The 17746-nt window shown below is 38.3% G+C and carries 21 protein-coding genes and 2 riboswitches; of the genes, 4 read left to right on the top strand and 17 right to left on the bottom strand.

Going from position 1 to position 17746, the window contains the following annotated elements:
- Positions 1–166 precede the first annotated feature (166 nt).
- A complete protein-coding gene (locus tag L634_RS0129215; protein WP_026585411.1) occupies positions 167–958 on the bottom strand; it encodes a DUF4240 domain-containing protein in 792 nt (263 codons plus the stop codon).
- A 240-nt stretch (positions 959–1198) separates the two neighbouring features.
- Here L634_RS0129215 and L634_RS0129210 point away from each other — a divergent pair, with 240 nt between their 5' ends.
- On the top strand, positions 1199–1390 hold the full coding sequence (locus L634_RS0129210; protein ID WP_026585410.1) for a hypothetical protein: 192 nt from the start codon (positions 1199–1201) through the stop codon (positions 1388–1390).
- A gap of 301 nt (positions 1391–1691) precedes the next feature.
- On the opposite strand, the gene L634_RS0129205 is transcribed toward L634_RS0129210, so the two are convergent.
- The 6 genes from L634_RS0129205 to L634_RS0129160 form a co-directional block, all read right to left on the bottom strand.
- Positions 1692–2348: a potassium channel family protein gene (locus L634_RS0129205; RefSeq protein ID WP_026585409.1), complete on the bottom strand. Its 657-nt coding sequence runs from the start codon at positions 2346–2348 to the stop codon at positions 1692–1694.
- 135 nt (positions 2349–2483) lie between these two features.
- Positions 2484–2666, bottom strand: a complete 183-nt coding sequence (locus L634_RS0129200; RefSeq protein WP_026585408.1) for a DUF3896 family protein — start codon at positions 2664–2666, stop codon at positions 2484–2486.
- A 171-nt stretch (positions 2667–2837) separates the two neighbouring features.
- On the bottom strand, positions 2838–3998 hold the full coding sequence (locus L634_RS0129195; protein ID WP_026585407.1) for an endonuclease: 1161 nt from the start codon (positions 3996–3998) through the stop codon (positions 2838–2840).
- Positions 3999–4370: 372 nt separating this feature from the next.
- On the bottom strand, positions 4371–4895 hold the full coding sequence (locus tag L634_RS0129190) for a DinB family protein (protein ID WP_026585406.1): 525 nt from the start codon (positions 4893–4895) through the stop codon (positions 4371–4373).
- A gap of 1316 nt (positions 4896–6211) precedes the next feature.
- Positions 6212–6796: a DUF899 family protein gene (locus L634_RS32055; protein WP_051428441.1), complete on the bottom strand. Its 585-nt coding sequence runs from the start codon at positions 6794–6796 to the stop codon at positions 6212–6214.
- Positions 6797–6856: 60 nt separating this feature from the next.
- The gene (locus tag L634_RS0129160; protein ID WP_026585405.1) at positions 6857–7306 is read right to left on the bottom strand and encodes a GNAT family N-acetyltransferase; all 450 of its coding nucleotides are present in this window, start codon (positions 7304–7306) and stop codon (positions 6857–6859) included.
- A 229-nt stretch (positions 7307–7535) separates the two neighbouring features.
- Between L634_RS0129160 and L634_RS0129155 the strand changes: the two genes are divergently transcribed.
- On the top strand, positions 7536–7970 hold the full coding sequence (locus L634_RS0129155) for a GNAT family N-acetyltransferase (protein ID WP_026585404.1): 435 nt from the start codon (positions 7536–7538) through the stop codon (positions 7968–7970).
- 179 nt (positions 7971–8149) lie between these two features.
- Here L634_RS0129155 and L634_RS0129150 read toward each other — a convergent pair whose 3' ends face one another.
- Positions 8150–8578, bottom strand: a complete 429-nt coding sequence (locus L634_RS0129150) for a DoxX family protein (RefSeq protein ID WP_026585403.1) — start codon at positions 8576–8578, stop codon at positions 8150–8152.
- Positions 8562–9380, bottom strand: a complete 819-nt coding sequence (locus L634_RS0129145; RefSeq protein ID WP_026585402.1) for a dioxygenase family protein — start codon at positions 9378–9380, stop codon at positions 8562–8564. Before L634_RS0129145 ends, L634_RS0129150 begins: the two co-directional genes overlap by 17 nt.
- Before the next feature lie 203 nt (positions 9381–9583).
- On the opposite strand from L634_RS0129145, the gene L634_RS0129140 reads away from it, so the two are divergent.
- Complete coding sequence (locus L634_RS0129140) at positions 9584–10123, top strand: helix-turn-helix domain-containing protein (RefSeq protein WP_026585401.1); 540 nt, start codon at positions 9584–9586, stop codon at positions 10121–10123.
- Between the two features lie 248 nt (positions 10124–10371).
- Here L634_RS0129140 and L634_RS0129135 read toward each other — a convergent pair whose 3' ends face one another.
- Positions 10372–11307, bottom strand: coding sequence for a phosphotransferase family protein (locus L634_RS0129135; RefSeq protein WP_026585400.1), 936 nt, complete (start codon positions 11305–11307; stop codon positions 10372–10374).
- A 537-nt stretch (positions 11308–11844) separates the two neighbouring features.
- Positions 11845–11981, top strand: a riboswitch (cyclic di-AMP (ydaO/yuaA leader).
- A 126-nt stretch (positions 11982–12107) separates the two neighbouring features.
- On the opposite strand from L634_RS0129135, the gene L634_RS0129120 reads away from it, so the two are divergent.
- On the top strand, positions 12108–13334 hold the full coding sequence (locus tag L634_RS0129120; RefSeq protein WP_026585398.1) for a dicarboxylate/amino acid:cation symporter: 1227 nt from the start codon (positions 12108–12110) through the stop codon (positions 13332–13334).
- A gap of 110 nt (positions 13335–13444) precedes the next feature.
- Here the strand turns inward: L634_RS0129120 and L634_RS0129115 are convergent, their stop codons facing one another.
- The 7 genes from L634_RS0129115 to L634_RS0129080 form a co-directional block, all read right to left on the bottom strand.
- The gene (locus L634_RS0129115; protein ID WP_026585397.1) at positions 13445–13987 is read right to left on the bottom strand and encodes a DUF1572 family protein; all 543 of its coding nucleotides are present in this window, start codon (positions 13985–13987) and stop codon (positions 13445–13447) included.
- A 421-nt stretch (positions 13988–14408) separates the two neighbouring features.
- Complete coding sequence (locus L634_RS32050) at positions 14409–15179, bottom strand: aminoglycoside adenylyltransferase domain-containing protein (protein ID WP_232233865.1); 771 nt, start codon at positions 15177–15179, stop codon at positions 14409–14411.
- 136 nt (positions 15180–15315) lie between these two features.
- Positions 15316–15666, bottom strand: coding sequence for a VOC family protein (locus L634_RS0129100; RefSeq protein ID WP_026585395.1), 351 nt, complete (start codon positions 15664–15666; stop codon positions 15316–15318).
- A gap of 237 nt (positions 15667–15903) precedes the next feature.
- The gene (locus tag L634_RS0129095) at positions 15904–16272 is read right to left on the bottom strand and encodes a DUF805 domain-containing protein (RefSeq protein WP_026585394.1); all 369 of its coding nucleotides are present in this window, start codon (positions 16270–16272) and stop codon (positions 15904–15906) included.
- 111 nt (positions 16273–16383) lie between these two features.
- Complete coding sequence (gene crcB, locus L634_RS0129090; RefSeq protein WP_034263479.1) at positions 16384–16755, bottom strand: fluoride efflux transporter CrcB; 372 nt, start codon at positions 16753–16755, stop codon at positions 16384–16386.
- Positions 16752–17126 carry a fluoride efflux transporter CrcB gene (gene crcB, locus L634_RS0129085; protein ID WP_026585392.1) on the bottom strand — a complete coding sequence of 125 codons (375 nt, stop codon included), beginning with the start codon at positions 17124–17126 and terminating at the stop codon, positions 16752–16754. Before crcB (L634_RS0129085) ends, crcB (L634_RS0129090) begins: the two co-directional genes overlap by 4 nt.
- Before the next feature lie 52 nt (positions 17127–17178).
- Positions 17179–17238: riboswitch (Fluoride riboswitch) on the bottom strand.
- A gap of 74 nt (positions 17239–17312) precedes the next feature.
- Positions 17313–17708: a VOC family protein gene (locus L634_RS0129080; protein ID WP_026585391.1), complete on the bottom strand. Its 396-nt coding sequence runs from the start codon at positions 17706–17708 to the stop codon at positions 17313–17315.
- Between the last annotated feature and the right edge of the window lie 38 nt (positions 17709–17746).

The raw sequence follows: 17746 nt of genomic DNA, 5'->3' as shown, positions 1-17746 counted from the left end.
TTCCGGCTTCATGGAAGCTTCATGGCGACCTTTTTCTCTCCCTTGAAATATTTTCCGGCTTCATAAATTGCTTATGATCAAGTTTTTTCTAAAAAGATTCTATGAACTTAATAAAGATTTCCAAATTTAAAAAAGACTGCCCTCATTAGGCAGCCTTCTGTAAAAGTTAATATTCCAAAGGGTTCTCTCCATATCTCTCCCATAGCTTGGGATACATTCTTTTTAACCCCTCTTCATCATCTTCGTCCCAATCCAGTTCGATTTCGGGCTGTACATAGCTATCTCCAGACAGCTTTTCGTATAATTTATAGTATTGGTCTTCATCATATCCAGTCTTTTCTTCATATGCCATACTGGCTGCATAGAATAAGTCTTCAAACTGCGGAACATCCCCGTCTTCTTCAAGACGGCGAAGTGAAGGAATTATTTTTTCGGGATCAATTAAACTAGATTCATATACTTCGTTTCCTTGATAAAGCAGCCATGCCCGGAAATAATCGAAGCAATCGTCTGAACATCCGCCCATAATGATATATGCTGCCGCCCAGAGATTAGATGAATATGATTTGTAATAATTCTGATTAAACCAGTAATCGAACATTACAATATCTTTTACAGGCCTTTTGGATAAATTGTTTATTAGCCACTCAAGCTGCTCGTCAGGATCTTCTCCTTTTTTCTTGGCAGTCTCAATCAAATCCCAAAATAGGTTTTCAGTCATTGTGCTTTCTTTGATCACTTGTGCAGAAATAGCTGCTCCGACATAACCTTTTTTCAGCTTGGACTGAATGAGTTTATTGGCTTCTTTTTGGCAGAGTTCCTCCGAATCAAACTCTTTCGTTTTCACCGATCCTATCGATCCAACTTTCCCATAAGTAACCGTAAAAACTTTGCCTGTTACGTTAATTTTCCAGAATTTATTCGATACTTCATCTTTATAAATAAGTAAGGTTTCCATATATGGGCACTCCTCGAATTCACTATTGTAATACTGCCTTTATAATCCTATTTTACTTCAAAGTCTTTACATTCTCATAGTCTTAAAGCTATATTTGTACACCTCAGAGTTTAAGGATCTTTTTTTCTTCCATAAAAATATTATTCAATAGATAAAAAATTTACATTAAAACCATTGAAATTCAATTCTCTCTTGTTATAATGCACCTAGATTCTACTAAAAGGAAACAAGGTGGTGCCGATGGATAATAAATGCAGATTCGTAGTCAATGCTGTTGGCAAAGGCGGAGAAACCTACCATACTCAATGTAAAGATAAAAAAGAACTTCAAAATTGGATATTGGAAAACCAAGATAAAATTTCGAAAAACGAGATAAAAATTACTGATAAAAAGAAAAGTCCCTTTTTAAAATTAATAAGTTTTAAAAGATAAAAAACAGGATAGAGATCCCTTCTCTATCCTGTTTCGATTTATTACTTAAAAAAAAGGTAACAATCCAGGAGATAGTTTCAGATTGAGTCTATGCAATTCCTTGTAGATTCGATAAGTATACATAGAATCCCTCTTTATTCTTCTGTAATGGAATTTACATGGTAACACAAGGTTTCTCCTCTCCAGTAAGGGTTAAACCTATTTGACCAAATCCTCATTGATGGAGGCAAAATCATAAATTGGGATTTCCTATAATCCGGAAACACGGATCACGGGCCAGGAAACTCCCCGCCAGTTTTCTCTAAACCCCATGTCTTTCAAACCTGCCGATTCCATTATTCCTTCCCATAACGATCAGAACATCGCCTTTTAAAATGACCTCATCAGCAGGAGGGGACACAATAATCTCTTTCCCCCGCTGAATTCCAACGATATTGCATCCATACTTTGCCCTTATGTTTAAATCTAATAAAGACTTATTATGTATCTTGTCTGTGGCAACAATTTCAACCATACTATAGTCCTCAGACAGTTCAATATAATCAATCATCTTTTCTGATACGATATGGTGTGCGATCCGCTTTGCCATATCCCTTTCAGGATGGATTACCCGATCTACTCCAATTTTATCAAGCACCCTTGCATGATACTCATTATGCGCCTTTGCCCAAACCTTGGGAATTCCCATTTCCTTCAGCAGCAAGGAGGTTAAGATGCTGGATTCAATATTTTCGCCAAAGGAAACAAAGGCATGATCGATATTCTTTATTCCCGCTTGTTTAATCGCTGCTTCATCAATTCCATTAATTTGAACGGCATAAGTAACAAATTGTGCGTATTGATCCACTTTTTCCTGATCAATATCTATTGCCAAAACCTCGACTCCAAGCTCGTGAAACTCTTTTACCAGACTACCTCCAAAACGGCCCAAACCAAACACAGCGTATTGTTTTTTCATGACTAGAATTCCCTCTCTTTTAAGATGAATAAAATACATTCATATTAAAAGAATGGTCAATCCGTCCTTAAATAATCCCTTCAATTCTCTTATAGGTGAATAAAGGAAAAGGAGGCGACTTTATATTCGCCTCCCTTACTGAGTCACTTTCCCGCGTTCAAAATGATTCATATCTGTTAATTCGATCATATACTCATAGTTGGCAATCAACTTTTGAATCCTTTCTTTATCTTCTTTCAATACAGCTGGGTCCTGCATTTTAATCATTAAATCCTGCTTAGCTGCCTCAAGCTTCTGTTTAATCTCTAAATAGTCCATTTCCATCACCCTTTTAGTCTTCATATTATTAATAGAAGATGTGAAAACGCTTCCTTCCTTTCCTTATTATAAAAGCTAAACCTCTATAGTAATATCAGAATATATTGTGAATTTGTGAACCTTTTAAAAACAAAAAGGACACTTCCTAATTAAAGAAAGTGCCCATTTCAGCTACTGCTCCCAAATGGCTGATGCCCATTCAGGATGGTCAATAAAAGGATTGCGGTTATGCTGGTATTCAGTATAGATAATTTCATTTCTTCTGCGCTCAATATCATCAACTGGATCTTCTTTATGCCATTGGAGCAAAACGGACATTTTTCCATGGTAAGGGGCAGACCCATTATTGACCAGATTATTTAATTCCAAATCCAGTTCGCCGCTGTCGCCTTCATATCGAACAGCCATATAAAAAAGCATTCGAGCTACATCGCCTTTTACGCTATCCCTAGGCTCCCATGAATCTGAATCAAAATAATTTCCAATTGCCTCCGAATGCTGGGTACCGCCATTGTCAAAGTCTAGGTTCCCTCTGGAGCTATTGACTGAAGCATCTGTCGGCCTCAAATGATGCAAATCGGTTCCGGCACCCATGGCTGTACCGAAATCTCCATGCGATTTAGCCCATACATGTTCCCTGTTCCAATCATCCACTCCTGCCCCATTTGTATATTTCCCCTGAGAGCGGCCCGTATAAAGCAGAATAACATTATTGGGATTAAGAGGGTCTTCGTCTGTTCTGCGAAGTGCTTCCCATACGTCCGAATAAGAAATTTCGGTATGATCGTCAATAATGTTATGCAGTGCTGTTTTTAGCGCTTCATCAGTTTTTCCATAGGCGGGATCATAATATCCTTCCGGTTCTGGGGTATTTGACTCATCTCCCTGAAGTTCAAAAGCAGTGCCATTTTTTAGCCCAGGGTGGGAAAAATAAGCGGTAAGAGTGCCGGTTACCTTGATTTGCTTCCCGATTAAGTGAGGATTTGATTGTAATCCAAAAGCTGAACGGAAAGAAGATGGAATCTGGACATATAGCATGTTAGCCGTGCTCGTTTCTGCTGGGCTGTCTGCCAGAGCCAAAGCATAGTCATTTGGAAAACCGCTGGTAATTACCGTGCTAGTTGAAGTAGGCTGCCCAACCACATATCCCTGGACCGTTTTGCTTGAGTTATTTTGTGAATTTATGCTTTGTGAAATAGAGTATGGCGAAGACCATGACCCATCAGCGGCAGCCGCCCTAGTCAATGAGTCTTGAACTGGCTTCATGATGACAAGGATGGCAGAAAACAGTATTAAAGACAACAACAGGCCTTTTTTCTTGCTAATTAACATTAACTCGCCTCCAGCATTTTTTTGAAAGGACCCTTGCAAAACGAATGGATTTTTCAGGAAAGTCACAATCAAATCCAAGTATAATGGAACACTTTTACAGCATTCATGAGGTATAGGTCCCAAAAATAGCGAAGCGGGAAAAATTTACAAAGGCTTAATAATTAATCTTTATGGAAATCCTTCTTATTTCATTATAGACAGGCAAATCACCGCAGCCATATTGACTGTTTTATCATACGCTCGTCGCAGCATTTTAAATGCTGGAAAAAGGAAGACTGCCATACGTTTATGCTTTCCATATTTAAAGCCTTTAATATTTTCAAGAGCAGCCCTTTGGTAAGTTAAGACATTAACTTACCAGCGATAATAATTTTATCTTTTCAATATCCCTAAGTATTCTTTCCACGGACCAACATCAGACCTGTATCGATTTGCCATAACTCTGGCAATCTGCGAAATATGTGTGAGATCATGAACAGCCCATGTAGAAATCAATTCTCTTATCCTCACAATACCCAAAGCGGGATGGGAACCCGTCAATTCCAAGTGAAGTTCCGGATCAATTAAACTTTTAAGTTTAGCAATATTTTTCTTTCTCATATTTCTGAATTCCAATAGTTTTTCCTGAATGGGCTTTTCTTCCAATCCACTCAGATGGGAATACCGATGAAAAGGGGGAAAGGGTTTAGTGGGTCCTTCTTTTAGTATAAAATTCAGCCTTGTAATCCAATTATTCTTCTCTCCTTCAATCAGATGATCAAGTACCTCAGCGGCATTCCATGTGCCCTCCCCTTCATTGCAATGCAGCCATTCTGATGATAAGCCAGACAAGAAGGAATCCAGGATTTTTGGTGTGCGTTCAAGAATCTCAACAGCTTCCTTAATCGTAAAATTCATTTGACTTCCCCTTTCAGCATCTTTAATCATCATATAAGTAAACGAAAGCCAGCTTTCACATCATTATTGGTCCATATTTAAGCTCATTGTCCATCCCCGTGCCAGCCAGCAGATCCAAGAATGCAATATTATTTATCATTCTTCTCCTTTTTATTCGAATGAATATATTTCTGGGTTAGAATTCCAGTATTGAATACAGCAAAGATCATCGCCACTTATAGAAAGAATCGGGGTAATTGAAACTCCTTAGCATCCGTAAACTCAATATAGGAAAAGGAACTATAAATAAATCCTATTGCAGACAAAATAGACAAAATCAATTGACCCTTTAAAGACTTGATCATGGTTAGCCCTCCATTTCATATCGCTTTCTTTCAAGTTAACATTATTTAAAAATAAAGGGACTTTTCTCATAATTTGTTGTTTTACTTATGAATCCAGCCCGCTGATTTTCGCAACAGACACTTGCTATCCGCGGTCTCTTCCTATGACTGATAACACTGCCAATAATCTGTTTTACGTTCTTTTTTCTCTGTTAAAGTTGACTTTCATTGGCAGTACACCTGGTTAACTACCATTTTTCGATTCCACAGTGAATTTTCGTAGCTAACCGGCCTGAATATCTACCATTTTCAAATCTCACAGCGGAATTTGGTCGTTAACCCGCCTGATTATCTACCATTTTTCCATTCCAAAGTAAATTTCGTCGTTCATCCACCTGATTATCCTCCATTTTCCGACACCACTGTGAATTATCGGCGTTAGTCCCTCTTATTAACTTCCATTTTCCGATCACACAGTAAAATTTGGTCGTTAACCCGCTTGATTAACTTCCATTTTCCCATCCCAGAATAGAATTTCGTCGTTAATCGGAATACCTCAACATTACCAATGTGTTCTAACTGCCAATTACATCCACTGACAACCGCTTTTATGGCATAGGCGGATGCATTATTGCATGACCAAACATATGGGATGTTGCTGCAGATGTCCTGCTGAACTGGCAGAAGCAACGGCAGCTGGGTCATCAGCTTCTCGAGCAGCGGCATGAGAAACGAATGCTGCTTTCACTCCAATTTTCCTTTTACCCATAATCTGCCAGCTTCTATCGCTTGTCTTTGGATATTTTTTCTAAAATAGACAATGATATGTTCAGTGCATTTGCTGCCCATAGAGCCGCATTGTCAGACTGTTTTTACAAGATGTTCTACTCTGTCTTAATGTCTGAATCTGTATATCTTTGTTTACCCATATCATCATGTCAAACCTTTAGTAAAAAAGTGCACTCCTACTAGGAAATGCACTAAATGAATAGACTAATATTTTTTCTTCGGATGCCAGTTTTCGCTGCCGCCCGGCAAAAGCTCAAATAGTGACCAGATGCTGCAATAGTCATCTCCGGGACCAAAAGCGGCTTTTGTATAATGCTGAATCGTTCCGTCATCTTGTTTTAAGAAAACGGATACGCCTGGAAATACATGGCCTTGATCATCTTTAAATCCGAGGTCTTCTTTAAAAGTCGTCCCATCCGTTGAAACACATTTGAAGTTCCAGCCCCTGCTTTTAGAAAATTGCTCTAATTCTTTATAGTCATCCGGGCTTGTCAGGACCAAAGATGCCTTATTTTCAATGTGATTTGTAAATCCATTGAATCCGTCTGCCCAAAGAGTGCAATAAGGACACGACATCCCCATATTATGAATTGCGATTAGTTCATTTTTATCTTCAAATAGATCTCCCAAAGTCACCTTAGTTCCTTCAGTATTCGTCAGTATGTAATCTTTGACAGTGAATGCAGGAAGCTCTTTTCTTAGTGATGCCAGTTCTTTTTTTACACGGACAAGTTCCTTTTCCTTTTCTTCAATCGCTCTCTCCAGTTGTTCTGCTGTTAATGAACTCATTAATTCTTCCCCCTAGAATGAAATATTATATATATATTCTCTTTCAATTAGGCGTTTCCTTTAAAATTTCTTTTCTAAAGAGGTTAAAGTTAAAGATTCATCCACTCTAATTTCCTCCACCTTCTTAAATCCGTTTTTTTCATATAACGCAACAGCTGGAAAGTTTTTGGATCCAGTAGTGACAATCATTTTCTCTAATCCAATTCTATTTTGAATAAAGTTCAATAATTTTTGTGCAATCCCTTTTCTAAAATGATTCGGATGCACAAATAATCTATGAATATCTAATACACCGTTCCCATCCTTTACAGAAATCGCTCCGCATAACTTTCCATTGATATAGTATCCTAAGAACGTTTCTTCACATTGCTGCAATGTTTCTGCCGAATCTTTTAAGGGTGGTATATTTGCATATCCAATTAAATCTGCCTCAACTTGGTAACCCAGGGTTTGGAGAGCTAGAACTTCTTCTGCGTTTTTTTGTCTAAGAATATTTATTTCTTTTATCATGTTTAGCCCCCATTTTAATTTAATTAATCTACATTATTTCTCTATGTCAAGCCTCTTTTTTGGACTAATTTAAAGTTTCAAAATAAAATTAATCTAAGTGGTGAAAATAGATGTCCCAAATTATACATATATTGGAGGATCAAATCGATTGTTAAACCAATTTGATCATGTTGGGGATTATTTAATTTATATTCCAATAGCAGCACAAATGAATAGGAGTTGAGTAAAAATGGGAACACAATTGATCAAGGAGTTAAATACCCAGCAGGAATGGAAACAGGCTTTCCCATTGATGAAGCATCTGAGGACTCATTTGGATGAAGAGAGCTATCTAGAACTGGTTTCGGAAGCCGCACAAAAAGAAGGATATAAAATGGCGGCCTTATTTGAATCTGGAGAGATGAAAGCAGTAACAGGATTCATGCCAATGATTACTTTATATAATGGCAGATTCATATGGGTATGCGATCTCGTCACTGATCCTGACCAGAGATCAAAAGGCTATGGTGAAACCCTTCTATCATATGTGGAAAGTTGGGCCAGGGACAATGGCTATTCTCTTGTTTCTCTTTCGTCAGGCTTGCAAAGAGAAGATGCTCATCGTTTTTACGAGGGAAAAATGGAATATGACAAAGTTAGTTACGTGTTTTTAAAGAGGTTTTAAAAATAGCTAAAAAGAGAAATCAAGGTTTCGAAAATAGAATTTTCCTAAATTAAAAATCCAGCCTCGTTCCGGGCTGGATTATATCATAACGATTCACTTCATCATTGCTTTTCCATCATCTTAAAAATACCAAAAGACCTGGCTCCTTATTTGGAGCGCAGACCTTTTTCCATAGGTACTTATTTAGCAGAAACGGTGTTTTGGTTTTCTTTGCTTTTAAAAATCACCTTATCCAGGGCTAATAATTTGGAACCTGTTATGGTAATAGCCGCAGCCATGGCAAGCAAAGCAAGATCTAATTCATAGCCGGCACCCTGCCCATTGCCAAGGAAGCCGCCTGCCATTTTCACTTTTATTATGGCACCCGCCATTAATAATAGGAATAGAGCAGAAACGAATCTGCTGAATAAACCAAGAACTAATGCAATTCCGCCAGCCAATTCAATCACTGCTACAACAGTGGCAAGGAATCCAGGCAATCCTATGCTTGTAAACCAGCCTGCTGTGTTTTCAATTCCTCCCTGGAATTTCACTAATCCATGTACAAAGAATGTTATTCCTAACACAACCCTTAAAATCAATGCACCAATTTCATATTTGTTTTCCATCGTTCATTCCCCCTTGTTCATTTCCAAACTGCCAAACGCTGTGGCTCAAATTTCCATATCTGTAACTGCGATGTAATAATTTTGCTGACTTTTCCCGATCACCTGCACCCATTGAATAAAAAATGGGTATGAAATGTTCATTTCCATATGGCGGAACCGCAATATCTGCATGGGGAGCCAATGTTTTGTAATTGAATAATGAATCCAAGTCCCACTCTTTAACATGCTTTTCAAGCCACTTTTCAAATTCTTCCGCCCACTGGTCGACCGATCCATTATCCTTAAACATGTTCAATGCTCCAAGGTTGTGAACCGTTCCTCCACTGGCAATGATCAGAATATCCTGCTCCCTTAGTGAGGCAAGTGATTTTCCGATTTTGTATTGCTCCTCTGGTGCCAGTCTTGGGTTGACAGACATCGAGATTACCGGGATGTCAGCATCCGGATAAAGCATCCTCAGGACAACCCACGCCCCATGGTCAAGTCCGCGCTGCTCGTCAATTTCAAATGGGATCTTCTGTTTTGTGAACAACGCTGAGATTTCCGCTGTCACCTCTTCATGGCCCTTTGCAGGATATTGAATTTGATACAATTCTTCCGGAAATCCGCCAAAGTCATAAATGGTCTTAAATTCCTTTACATTGCTCACTTTTTGAACGGAAGATTCCCAGTGAGCTGAAAAAAGAACGATAGCTTTAGGCTTATTTAGTGAAACACCCAGTGATTGCAGAAACTGTGTGTAGATATTTTTTTCAATTGCCAGCAACGGAGCCCCATGGGCAATAAAAAAAGATGGCATCATGTACTATTCCTCCTTTATTAAATCCGCCAAGATTTTATTTGAATAGAAATTAATGATTCATATCAGTGAAAAATAAATAAAAATGGTTTCTTTATATGAATATTAATTTCTTATAAGATAACAGCATATCTGCTGGAATGTCAATTATTTTTTTGCTAATATATAAATATGTTTTTTATTAGAAAACTTTTGGGGTGATTATACTGGACATTGGAACAAAGATTCGGGCAATCAGAAACCGAAAAAAAATCACCATTGCACAGATGTCTGAAGGAACGGGGTTATCCAAAGGCTTTATCAGCAATGTGGAAAATAACAATACCTCACCATCCATTAATACATTAAGTACCATTGCAGAATTTCTCGGAGTCCCCCTGCCCTATTTGCTGCTCGAGAAAAAGCAGCATATGAGGGTTGTAAGAAAAGACGAAAGAACGACTTCCACTTTTAACAATCTCAAAATCGAACATTTAACGTCAAAAGGCGGCCTGAGAATGATGATTGTTGAATTCCCGCCTGGGGCATCCATGGGGCAGCACCATGCGCATGAAGGAGAAGAATGCCACCTTGTACTTGAAGGCAAAATTATGGCGGAACAAGGAGAAGATTCTTTCATTGCAGAAGCGGGTGATTCATTCAGCTGGAATGCCAGTGTACCGCACTTTGCTAAAAATATTACAGATGAAAAAGCGGTGGTCTTAATCTCCGTATATTCTGATACCGAATTGAATGACGTCTTATAAAAATGCCCTTGCCAATGGGCATTTTTATTTTTCATACCATACATAAGTGTTTAAAGAAATGGCACACCAAAGATTTCTGACACTTAGCCTTTTAAAATTATCCCCTTCAAAATAAAAACGATACCTCCATTGAGATACCGTTACTTTGCAGACATATTCTAAAAACGCATAATTTATACCATATAAATCCTTGCAATCCGAAAAAAATTTGCTTGACACTTATTTTTCTTAGAGAAAAATAGCCAAATTTACCGCCTGTCAAGGAAACTTTTATCTTGCCCTGGCCCGGGATTCCCCTGCTCATTTAAAGCATTCTTTATAAACCAGTCCCGTCTCTCTCCCATCCTATTTACGGCATCTATTTCCAGTCCCCAATCAGCAAAATTGGACAGTCTCATTGCAGCAAATAGATCCCAGAATGGGAGATTTGAATAATCAAGGTCTGACATAATTGATTGATATTGATCCGTAAAATAATTCATTGCCTGTTTTCCGTATTGAAAAAGCACCTCAAGCCGGGCATTTGCCAAATCGGCAAGCGGGTCGCCAATGGAAGCGTCTTCCCAATCGATTATCGAAGCAATTTTTCCATCATTCCACAGAACATTGCCAGGCCAAAAATCTCCATGCAGCAAGACTTTTTTATTATTCCCGCTCAGCGGTATAGCTGATCTAAGTTTTCTTTGGATAAAGTCTTCCCCGCCTTTCTTGAAAATGTCATATAAAACTTCTTCAGTACTAGGCAGAAAAGTAAGATTTAAACTTCTGATTTCTAAACGATGTATCCTTGAAAGTTTTGCAGCAAGTACCTTCATACATGGAATGACATTGTCATCAGCAATATTGGCTGTTCCTTCAATATACTCCATAACCAGACAGGGAGCGGATAAAATCTCCCCGGTTTTTTCAATGAAATAAGGTAAGGGAACAGGGATTCCTTGTGCCTTTAATACTTGTAATAATCTAAATTCATCTTCTGCTATTTTTGGATTTCTCGAAATATCTTTGTGGCCATGCTTTCGTACTGCCATTTTAATCGTATTTCCATCAGCGTTCTCTACTGCTAAACCGTGGACTTCTGCTGAAACGCCCCCATTTATTTTCCATACCTTTTTTAGTAAATATTTCGAATCCATTTTCTGAACTAGAAGCTCATAGTTCTTAAAGTCTTTTGAGGCACACATAGCTCTCTCCTCCTCAATAAATACTCTTATCTTATTCTCCTTTGGCTGCTAACTTCCCTTTTTTACACTATTAGCCAAAAATAGATTTAAAAAAATTAGTAGACATTCTGCAAATACTTGTTATAATGCTCTAAGATATCAATTTGAAAAGGGTGTAACATGGGAAATACTTGCAGATTCGTCGTTAGTGCAATCGGAAAAAATGGTGAGATGTATTATACACATTGCAAAGATAAAGCGGAATTAAAAGAGTGGCTCTCAGACCACGAGGGTCAATTAAATATGAAAGAAGTAAAAATCATGGATAAAAAAATTCATCCGTTGTTAAGATGGATGAATTTTGGCAAATGAGTTTACTGCATGTATTCTTTAGATAAGAAATGGTACTAAAGGATTAACTTTTGCATATTAAATTGACAAATTTTAATTTTCATATTAAATTACTATCATGTCCATAGTATTATCGATAACTCTAGATCATAAGAGTCCTTAATTATTAATAACTAGCAGAAAGTTAAAGTTATACTAAAAAACTAGATACCGTATTCGCTTAATCTTATGAGCGGGGGAACCAACTGTACTTAGATAAGTACCTGGGGTGAATCCTTTATTAGGTAGGGTACTCTCAAGACCCGAATCCGACAGCTAACCTCGTAAGCGTTTTGAGAGGAAAACACGGCAGTTTTGCACAGTGGTTTTGCCTCTGTGTTTTTTTGTGGCCATTTTTTAGAGGCGTATTCTGAATCTTTTGGCTTTAAAAAGGTTTTCTTTGTTATTTTATCAATTGGAGGAAATGAAGTATGAAGTTATCTACCAAAATTATTCTGGCGCTTATTGCTGGGGGAATCACAGGCCTTTTGATCAATTTATTTGCACCTGGCATTTTCCCTCAGCTTGATCAATTTATCTTTACTCCGCTGGGAAAAATCTTTCTGAACCTAATTAATATGCTGGTTGTTCCAATTGTTTTCTTTTCGATTACACTTGGCACTGCTGGCCTTGGCGATCCCAAAAAACTTGGACGCATCGGAATTAAAACGATTGGATTCTTCCTGCTGACAACAAGTATAGCCATTATAATCGGGCTTGCTCTTGCATCTGTTATACAGCCGGGCAATGCCGGTGAATTTGATATTACCAATGTTCAATACGAATCAAAGGAAGCCCCTCCGGTCTCTGACACGCTGTTAAATATTATCCCGACCAATCCTATAAAAGCGTTCGCGGAAGGAAATATGCTTCAGATTATTGCATTCTCCATTTTTGTGGGCTTTGCATTAACCATGCTTGGAAATAAAACAAAAGGTATTTTAAACCTGGTTGAACAAGGCAATGACATGATGATGTACCTTGTTAATCTGGTTATGAAATTTGCCCCATACGGAACATTTGGCCTAATTGTATCTGCAGTTGGCAGCCAGGGACTTGATGCGATTAAAGCAATGGGACTTTATATGATCGTGGTTGTTCTTGCTCTGATTATTCATGCCATTTTGACATATGGTACTTCTGTAGCTGTTTTTGCCAAGAAGAGTCCAATCTGGTTTTTCAAAGGCTTTGCTCCTGCGATGGGTGTCGCATTCAGTACTTCAAGCAGTAATGCCACCCTGCCGATTTCCATGAGCACCGCCCAGAAAAACCTGAAAGTGCCTGAGTCCATAAGCAGCTTTGTTCAGCCGCTTGGCGCAACGATCAATATGGACGGAACTGCAATTATGCAGGGTGTTGCCACTATTTTTATCGCGCAAGTATTTGGTGTTGATTTAACCTTTACACAGATTATTACTGTTGTATTGACAGCTGTTCTTGCCAGCGTAGGAACTGCTGGTGTGCCAGGAGTCGGGCTAATCATGCTGGCCATGGTTCTGAATTCGGCTAACTTGCCTGTTGAAGGGATTGCGCTAATTATCGGAATTGACCGTTTGCTTGATATGGCACGTACGTCTGTAAATATAACCGGCGATGCTGCTTGCGCCGTTATTGTGGCGGAAACTGAAGCGAAAAGAGAAGGAACGACAGCAAATTAACGTATCAAAAACGGCACTCGAAGTGCCGTTTTTTTATTTCAATAAGCTTTTACAGGAAAATCTTTATACGCAAACAATGCAGCCTGTCTATTATTTTATGGAAATCAAAATTAATTCTCATCTGCTTGTTTGTTAAGCATTTCTTGCAAATATTCCTCAGATTTACCTCTTGGGATACTCAAACTTTCCCATTGGTCATTTTTCAACAGCTTTCCAATATATACAATCTGGCCGACATGGTACGCATAGTGAGCCATTTGCCTTTCGATGGCATCAATAACTAAATGGCTTTCACCGCGAATATATATGTTCTTTAGTAAATCCTGTTCGTTTAAACTGCCTAAAGCAGAGAAAAGCACCTGCCAACCGCTTTCCCAAATCTTTAGAAGCTCTTCCTTAGAAGCAGCCGCTGGTGAAAATTCTTCATCGCGGTTTCGATATGATTTCTCTCCATCTGCTGTTAAAAAATCAGTCCACCGTGAAACCATATTGCCGCTCATATGCCTAATGATAACCGCAACACTATTTGATTCTTCATTATAAGCCCAATTAAGCTCATCTGCAGAGAGCCTCTGAATCGTCTTATCTCCAAGATCCTTCACACTTTGAAACCGCTTCTTAATGATGCTTATGTAATTCTCGCCAATACTCATTAGGTGACCTCCCTGTCAGATCATAAAACCCTTTTTATCATATTAAGCACGAATGGGTTTTATCCCTGACCTTATAAAAGAATTTTTCCGATACACGCGATAAAAAAGAGGTGAGTTTGTGAAGATGCAAGATTGAGAACTTCTTTGCAGTTAATCAAGGAGATTAATTGCCATTCTGCCTCCGCCTTTCCATTTTCGTCGTTAATCGGATAGATTAACGACTATTTTTCCTCCACTAATGCCCTTCTCGTCGTTAATCGGTCGGAAAACAGCCAATTTTCCTTTCTTATTGATTTCCTCGAGACCAACCTATCATAAACTTCAAAGGCTTTTAATATATCACCTTTTAACATTGACTCCTTGCCTCTTATCTCCCTGCAAAACCATTCGTCATATTAAAATCCAAACCAGCACCTCTAAATTACTTGAGAATACCCTGCACCTCACCAAAAATATAGTCTCTCAATGCAAATAGCTCACTCTTATAAATGTTCCATTTAACGTCCGAACTAGTACTATATCCCCTCATCACTTCTTCTGCCACACCTAGCAGTTCCTCAGGAAAAGAACGATTCGCCCACTCTCCTGCTTCCTGTTTGGAAGAGATAACTCCTTCCTTCAGATACCAATACACCCGAATCATATTTAATGCACAATAAACAGGATCATTTTCAATATTTTCTATGCAATCGTAGTAATCTCCTAATATAGAATCTATATAGTCCGCTTCTGGAACCGCAGGAAAGGCTTCTTGGATAGGGGCACCGTCCAAACAGATTCCGCGGTGCTTTAGGATTGTAATATGTGCAGCCAGATCAGGATCAAATCTCTTTTCACTATTTATGTGATTTTCCAAATCCTCTTCATACCTTTCCCTCCAATATTCACTAAAGTGAAAATCAAAAGGGCAAGGGTGCTGCCATCTGTTCAGCTGACTTTCATTCAAAAAGCTTGCTTCAAGCGGGTACAGTTCATTAGAACGTGCCAAAAACAGCGCAGCCAGCTCTTTTTTAGCATCAAATGATAATGGCTGAAGGGTTACAACCAGGATATCAACATCGCTTTTTCCCGGGTTAAATCCGCCCATTGCCAACGAACCGTGAATATAAAACCCTTTAAAATTGTTCTTTAAGACCTTTTTTATTTCCATTAATAAACCAAAAATTAAATTTGTTACTTCTGGCTTCCACACACAATATTCAGCCTCCTGGATGCTTTTTTCAATGGTTAACCTTAATATCAGACTGTATTCCTTACTATTCAATTACTAGCCTTTAACATTATTTCACCAAAAAACAATGCCTCCCGGAAGCAACGAGTAATACTTATTACTTTTTCTGAATAAGCCCAAAGCCGAGCCCTGTTGGATCCATCAAATAGGCAAGATAAAAATTATCAAAGTCCATTTTCTCTCTAACAACCAACGCACCATTGTCCTTTGCCGATGAAATGGCCTCATCAATGGATTCCACTTCAATCTGAATCCGAGTTCCATGCGGATAGTCGTTTGGCCCCCGGCTGATGCCTCCGTTGATGCCGGAACACTGGTCATCCCCCGTTTTTACAGGCCAATATTCCCAATTTGGTTCAGAAATTTCCCAGCCAAAAACCTTTGAATAAAACTGAGCAGCTTTCTCAGGCTCCTGACTGTTTAATTCAAATCCAACCACCCTTGCCATATGTATCTCCTTCATTCTCAAATAATCCCCCATAAAAATTTCATTATTCTAACTTCAATAGAATCTGGAAAACTCCTCTTTTTTTCACAAAAAGCCGACTGTGAAGAGGAAAACTGTGAATTTAATTCTTTTAAATGCAAAGTTTTCTGCTTCCATTAATTTTAATTTTTACATAATCAATTTTTATCTATATTCAATATAATAAAAATCCCAGCCGCGAATGACTGGGATTTTGTATTAGATTTCTTCTTGTTTCGGATTTGGCCCGTATTTGTTTGATCCAGGCTGACTGTCCAAAAGTGTAAAGATAAGGATAATAATTCCTCCAATTATAGGAATCAGTGATAGTAGGATCCACCAGCCGCTTTTTCCTGTATCATGGAGCCTTCTCACAGTAACCGAGAGGCTTGGTATTAATAGGATAAGAGAGAAAAGAGCTGTCAGGATTCCAATTTCTTCATTAATTTCCAATCCAAGTGCCATCTCTGTAATGGTTAATAGGATGGAAATAATAAACGTAATTAATATGAACATCCAGTATTCCTTTCGTCTGGATCTTCCGCTGAAATTAAAAGATTCTCTAAGCACTTTAATAAATGAATCCATGTTGTGTTTTCACCTCCGCTGTACGAGTTTATTAATTATAGCAATTTATAGAGATTTCTTGTCAAGGAATTTATTGGGAATTTTTCCAGTGAAATTCTCTATTACTCTCTGTTATTTGCTAAAAAATCCTCCAAACAAAAAACCCGCATAAGCAAGAATTATACCAAATCCATAGGTAATGGCAATATAAAGCATAAAAATTCTGCTATATTTTTCTATGTGAAGCTGCAGTATTTCCAATTTGAATGTAGAAAAGGTGGTAAAAGCGCCCATAAATCCGGTACCCAATAACAAAACAGCTATTTCATTTGGATCCGCTCCCATAATAACCCCTAATAAGAAAGAACCCAATAGATTTACAGTAAGCGTACCGATAGGAAAGGGAGTGTCAATCTTGTTATTTAACAGTTTGCTTAAAGAAAATCGGGCCATTGCTCCAAAAAACCCACCGATTCCTACCATTAAAATATGAATGGCACTCATGATTTATGTACCTCTTTACTCATTTTATATCCCAATCTGCTCATCATTAATCCCCCCAGGACACTAACAAGGACATATACAGCGGCTAATAAAACCTTTCCATCCCGAAACAAGTTGATTGTTTCAATACTCAAAGTAGAAAAGGTTGTAAATGAACCGACAAAGCCTGTAGCTATGGTTGTAGCTGTAACAGGGGATATGGAAATATTTTTAAAAACATTTGTGGTCAGCCATGCCAATAGAAAACTGCCTATTAAGTTAACTGTCAAGGTTGCGAACGGAAAAGTACTATTTGTAAAGAAAGCAGCGCCAATTATGTATCTCAGCGACGCTCCCAGCATTCCAGCCACCCCTACAAAAAGATAAATCATGCGTTTATTTCCCTCCCTGCCCCGAAATAAAAAGACTCCTGCCAGTGTAATAGAACCAGCAGGAGTTATTAGCCAACGGCGCTTAAAGGTGAACTCCATCACCTATTATGTACTAGTTAAAGCAATTATATAGCTGTACCATTCATAAGAAAAGGAATTTGAGATGATTTTTTTTGAATTTAAAGCTTAAAAAGGCAAATTAACCTGCCAGGAAACCCCAAATTTATCGTTAACCCAGCCAAACTTTTTACTGAAGGAATAGTCCCCCAGCGGCATAAGGGCAATCCCGCCATCCAGCAGACTCTTATAAAGCTGGTCAATTTCCTCTTCTGTATCGCAAGTGATGTACAAAGAAAAAGACGGTGTGAATGTAAAATCATGCTTTACATTGCTGTCAATGCACATGATTTCTTGCCCCTTTAAAGAAAAGGCAGCATGCATTACACTGCCTTCTTCCCCTGCTTCATTAGCTCCATATCGGGTAATGCTTTTAATTTCCGATTCTTCAATTAAAGAAATGTAATAATTCATGGCCTCTTCAGCATTTCCCTGAAACATTAAAAACGGTGTCACTTTCTGCATTTTACTTCACTCCTTTTTCTTCATCATATCAAATACCA

It is taken from the genome of Bacillus sp. J33 (genome assembly GCF_000518885.1).
Lineage (GTDB): Bacteria > Bacillota > Bacilli > Bacillales > Cytobacillaceae > Cytobacillus.
Note: the sequence above shows the minus strand (reverse complement) of the source record. Positions and strands in the feature narration are given on the sequence as shown.

Bases quoted from the DNA above. Each gene is read 5' to 3' on its own strand.
- L634_RS0129215 (WP_026585411.1), bottom strand. From the start codon at position 958: ATGGAAACCTTACTTATTTATAAAGATGAAGTATCGAATAAATTCTGG.
- L634_RS0129210 (WP_026585410.1), top strand. From the start codon at position 1,199: ATGGATAATAAATGCAGATTCGTAGTCAATGCTGTTGGCAAAGGCGGA.
- L634_RS0129205 (WP_026585409.1), bottom strand. From the start codon at position 2,348: ATGAAAAAACAATACGCTGTGTTTGGTTTGGGCCGTTTTGGAGGTAGT.
- L634_RS0129200 (WP_026585408.1), bottom strand. From the start codon at position 2,666: ATGGACTATTTAGAGATTAAACAGAAGCTTGAGGCAGCTAAGCAGGAT.
- L634_RS0129195 (WP_026585407.1), bottom strand. From the start codon at position 3,998: ATGTTAATTAGCAAGAAAAAAGGCCTGTTGTTGTCTTTAATACTGTTT.
- L634_RS0129190 (WP_026585406.1), bottom strand. From the start codon at position 4,895: ATGAATTTTACGATTAAGGAAGCTGTTGAGATTCTTGAACGCACACCA.
- L634_RS32055 (WP_051428441.1), bottom strand. From the start codon at position 6,796: ATGAGTTCATTAACAGCAGAACAACTGGAGAGAGCGATTGAAGAAAAG.
- L634_RS0129160 (WP_026585405.1), bottom strand. From the start codon at position 7,306: ATGATAAAAGAAATAAATATTCTTAGACAAAAAAACGCAGAAGAAGTT.
- L634_RS0129155 (WP_026585404.1), top strand. From the start codon at position 7,536: ATGGGAACACAATTGATCAAGGAGTTAAATACCCAGCAGGAATGGAAA.
- L634_RS0129150 (WP_026585403.1), bottom strand. From the start codon at position 8,578: ATGGAAAACAAATATGAAATTGGTGCATTGATTTTAAGGGTTGTGTTA.
- L634_RS0129145 (WP_026585402.1), bottom strand. From the start codon at position 9,380: ATGATGCCATCTTTTTTTATTGCCCATGGGGCTCCGTTGCTGGCAATT.
- L634_RS0129135 (WP_026585400.1), bottom strand. From the start codon at position 11,307: ATGTGTGCCTCAAAAGACTTTAAGAACTATGAGCTTCTAGTTCAGAAA.
- L634_RS0129120 (WP_026585398.1), top strand. From the start codon at position 12,108: ATGAAGTTATCTACCAAAATTATTCTGGCGCTTATTGCTGGGGGAATC.
- L634_RS0129115 (WP_026585397.1), bottom strand. From the start codon at position 13,987: ATGAGTATTGGCGAGAATTACATAAGCATCATTAAGAAGCGGTTTCAA.
- L634_RS0129100 (WP_026585395.1), bottom strand. From the start codon at position 15,666: ATGGCAAGGGTGGTTGGATTTGAATTAAACAGTCAGGAGCCTGAGAAA.
- L634_RS0129095 (WP_026585394.1), bottom strand. From the start codon at position 16,272: ATGGATTCATTTATTAAAGTGCTTAGAGAATCTTTTAATTTCAGCGGA.
- crcB (WP_034263479.1), bottom strand. From the start codon at position 16,755: ATGAGTGCCATTCATATTTTAATGGTAGGAATCGGTGGGTTTTTTGGA.
- crcB (WP_026585392.1), bottom strand. From the start codon at position 17,126: ATGATTTATCTTTTTGTAGGGGTGGCTGGAATGCTGGGAGCGTCGCTG.
- L634_RS0129080 (WP_026585391.1), bottom strand. From the start codon at position 17,708: ATGCAGAAAGTGACACCGTTTTTAATGTTTCAGGGAAATGCTGAAGAG.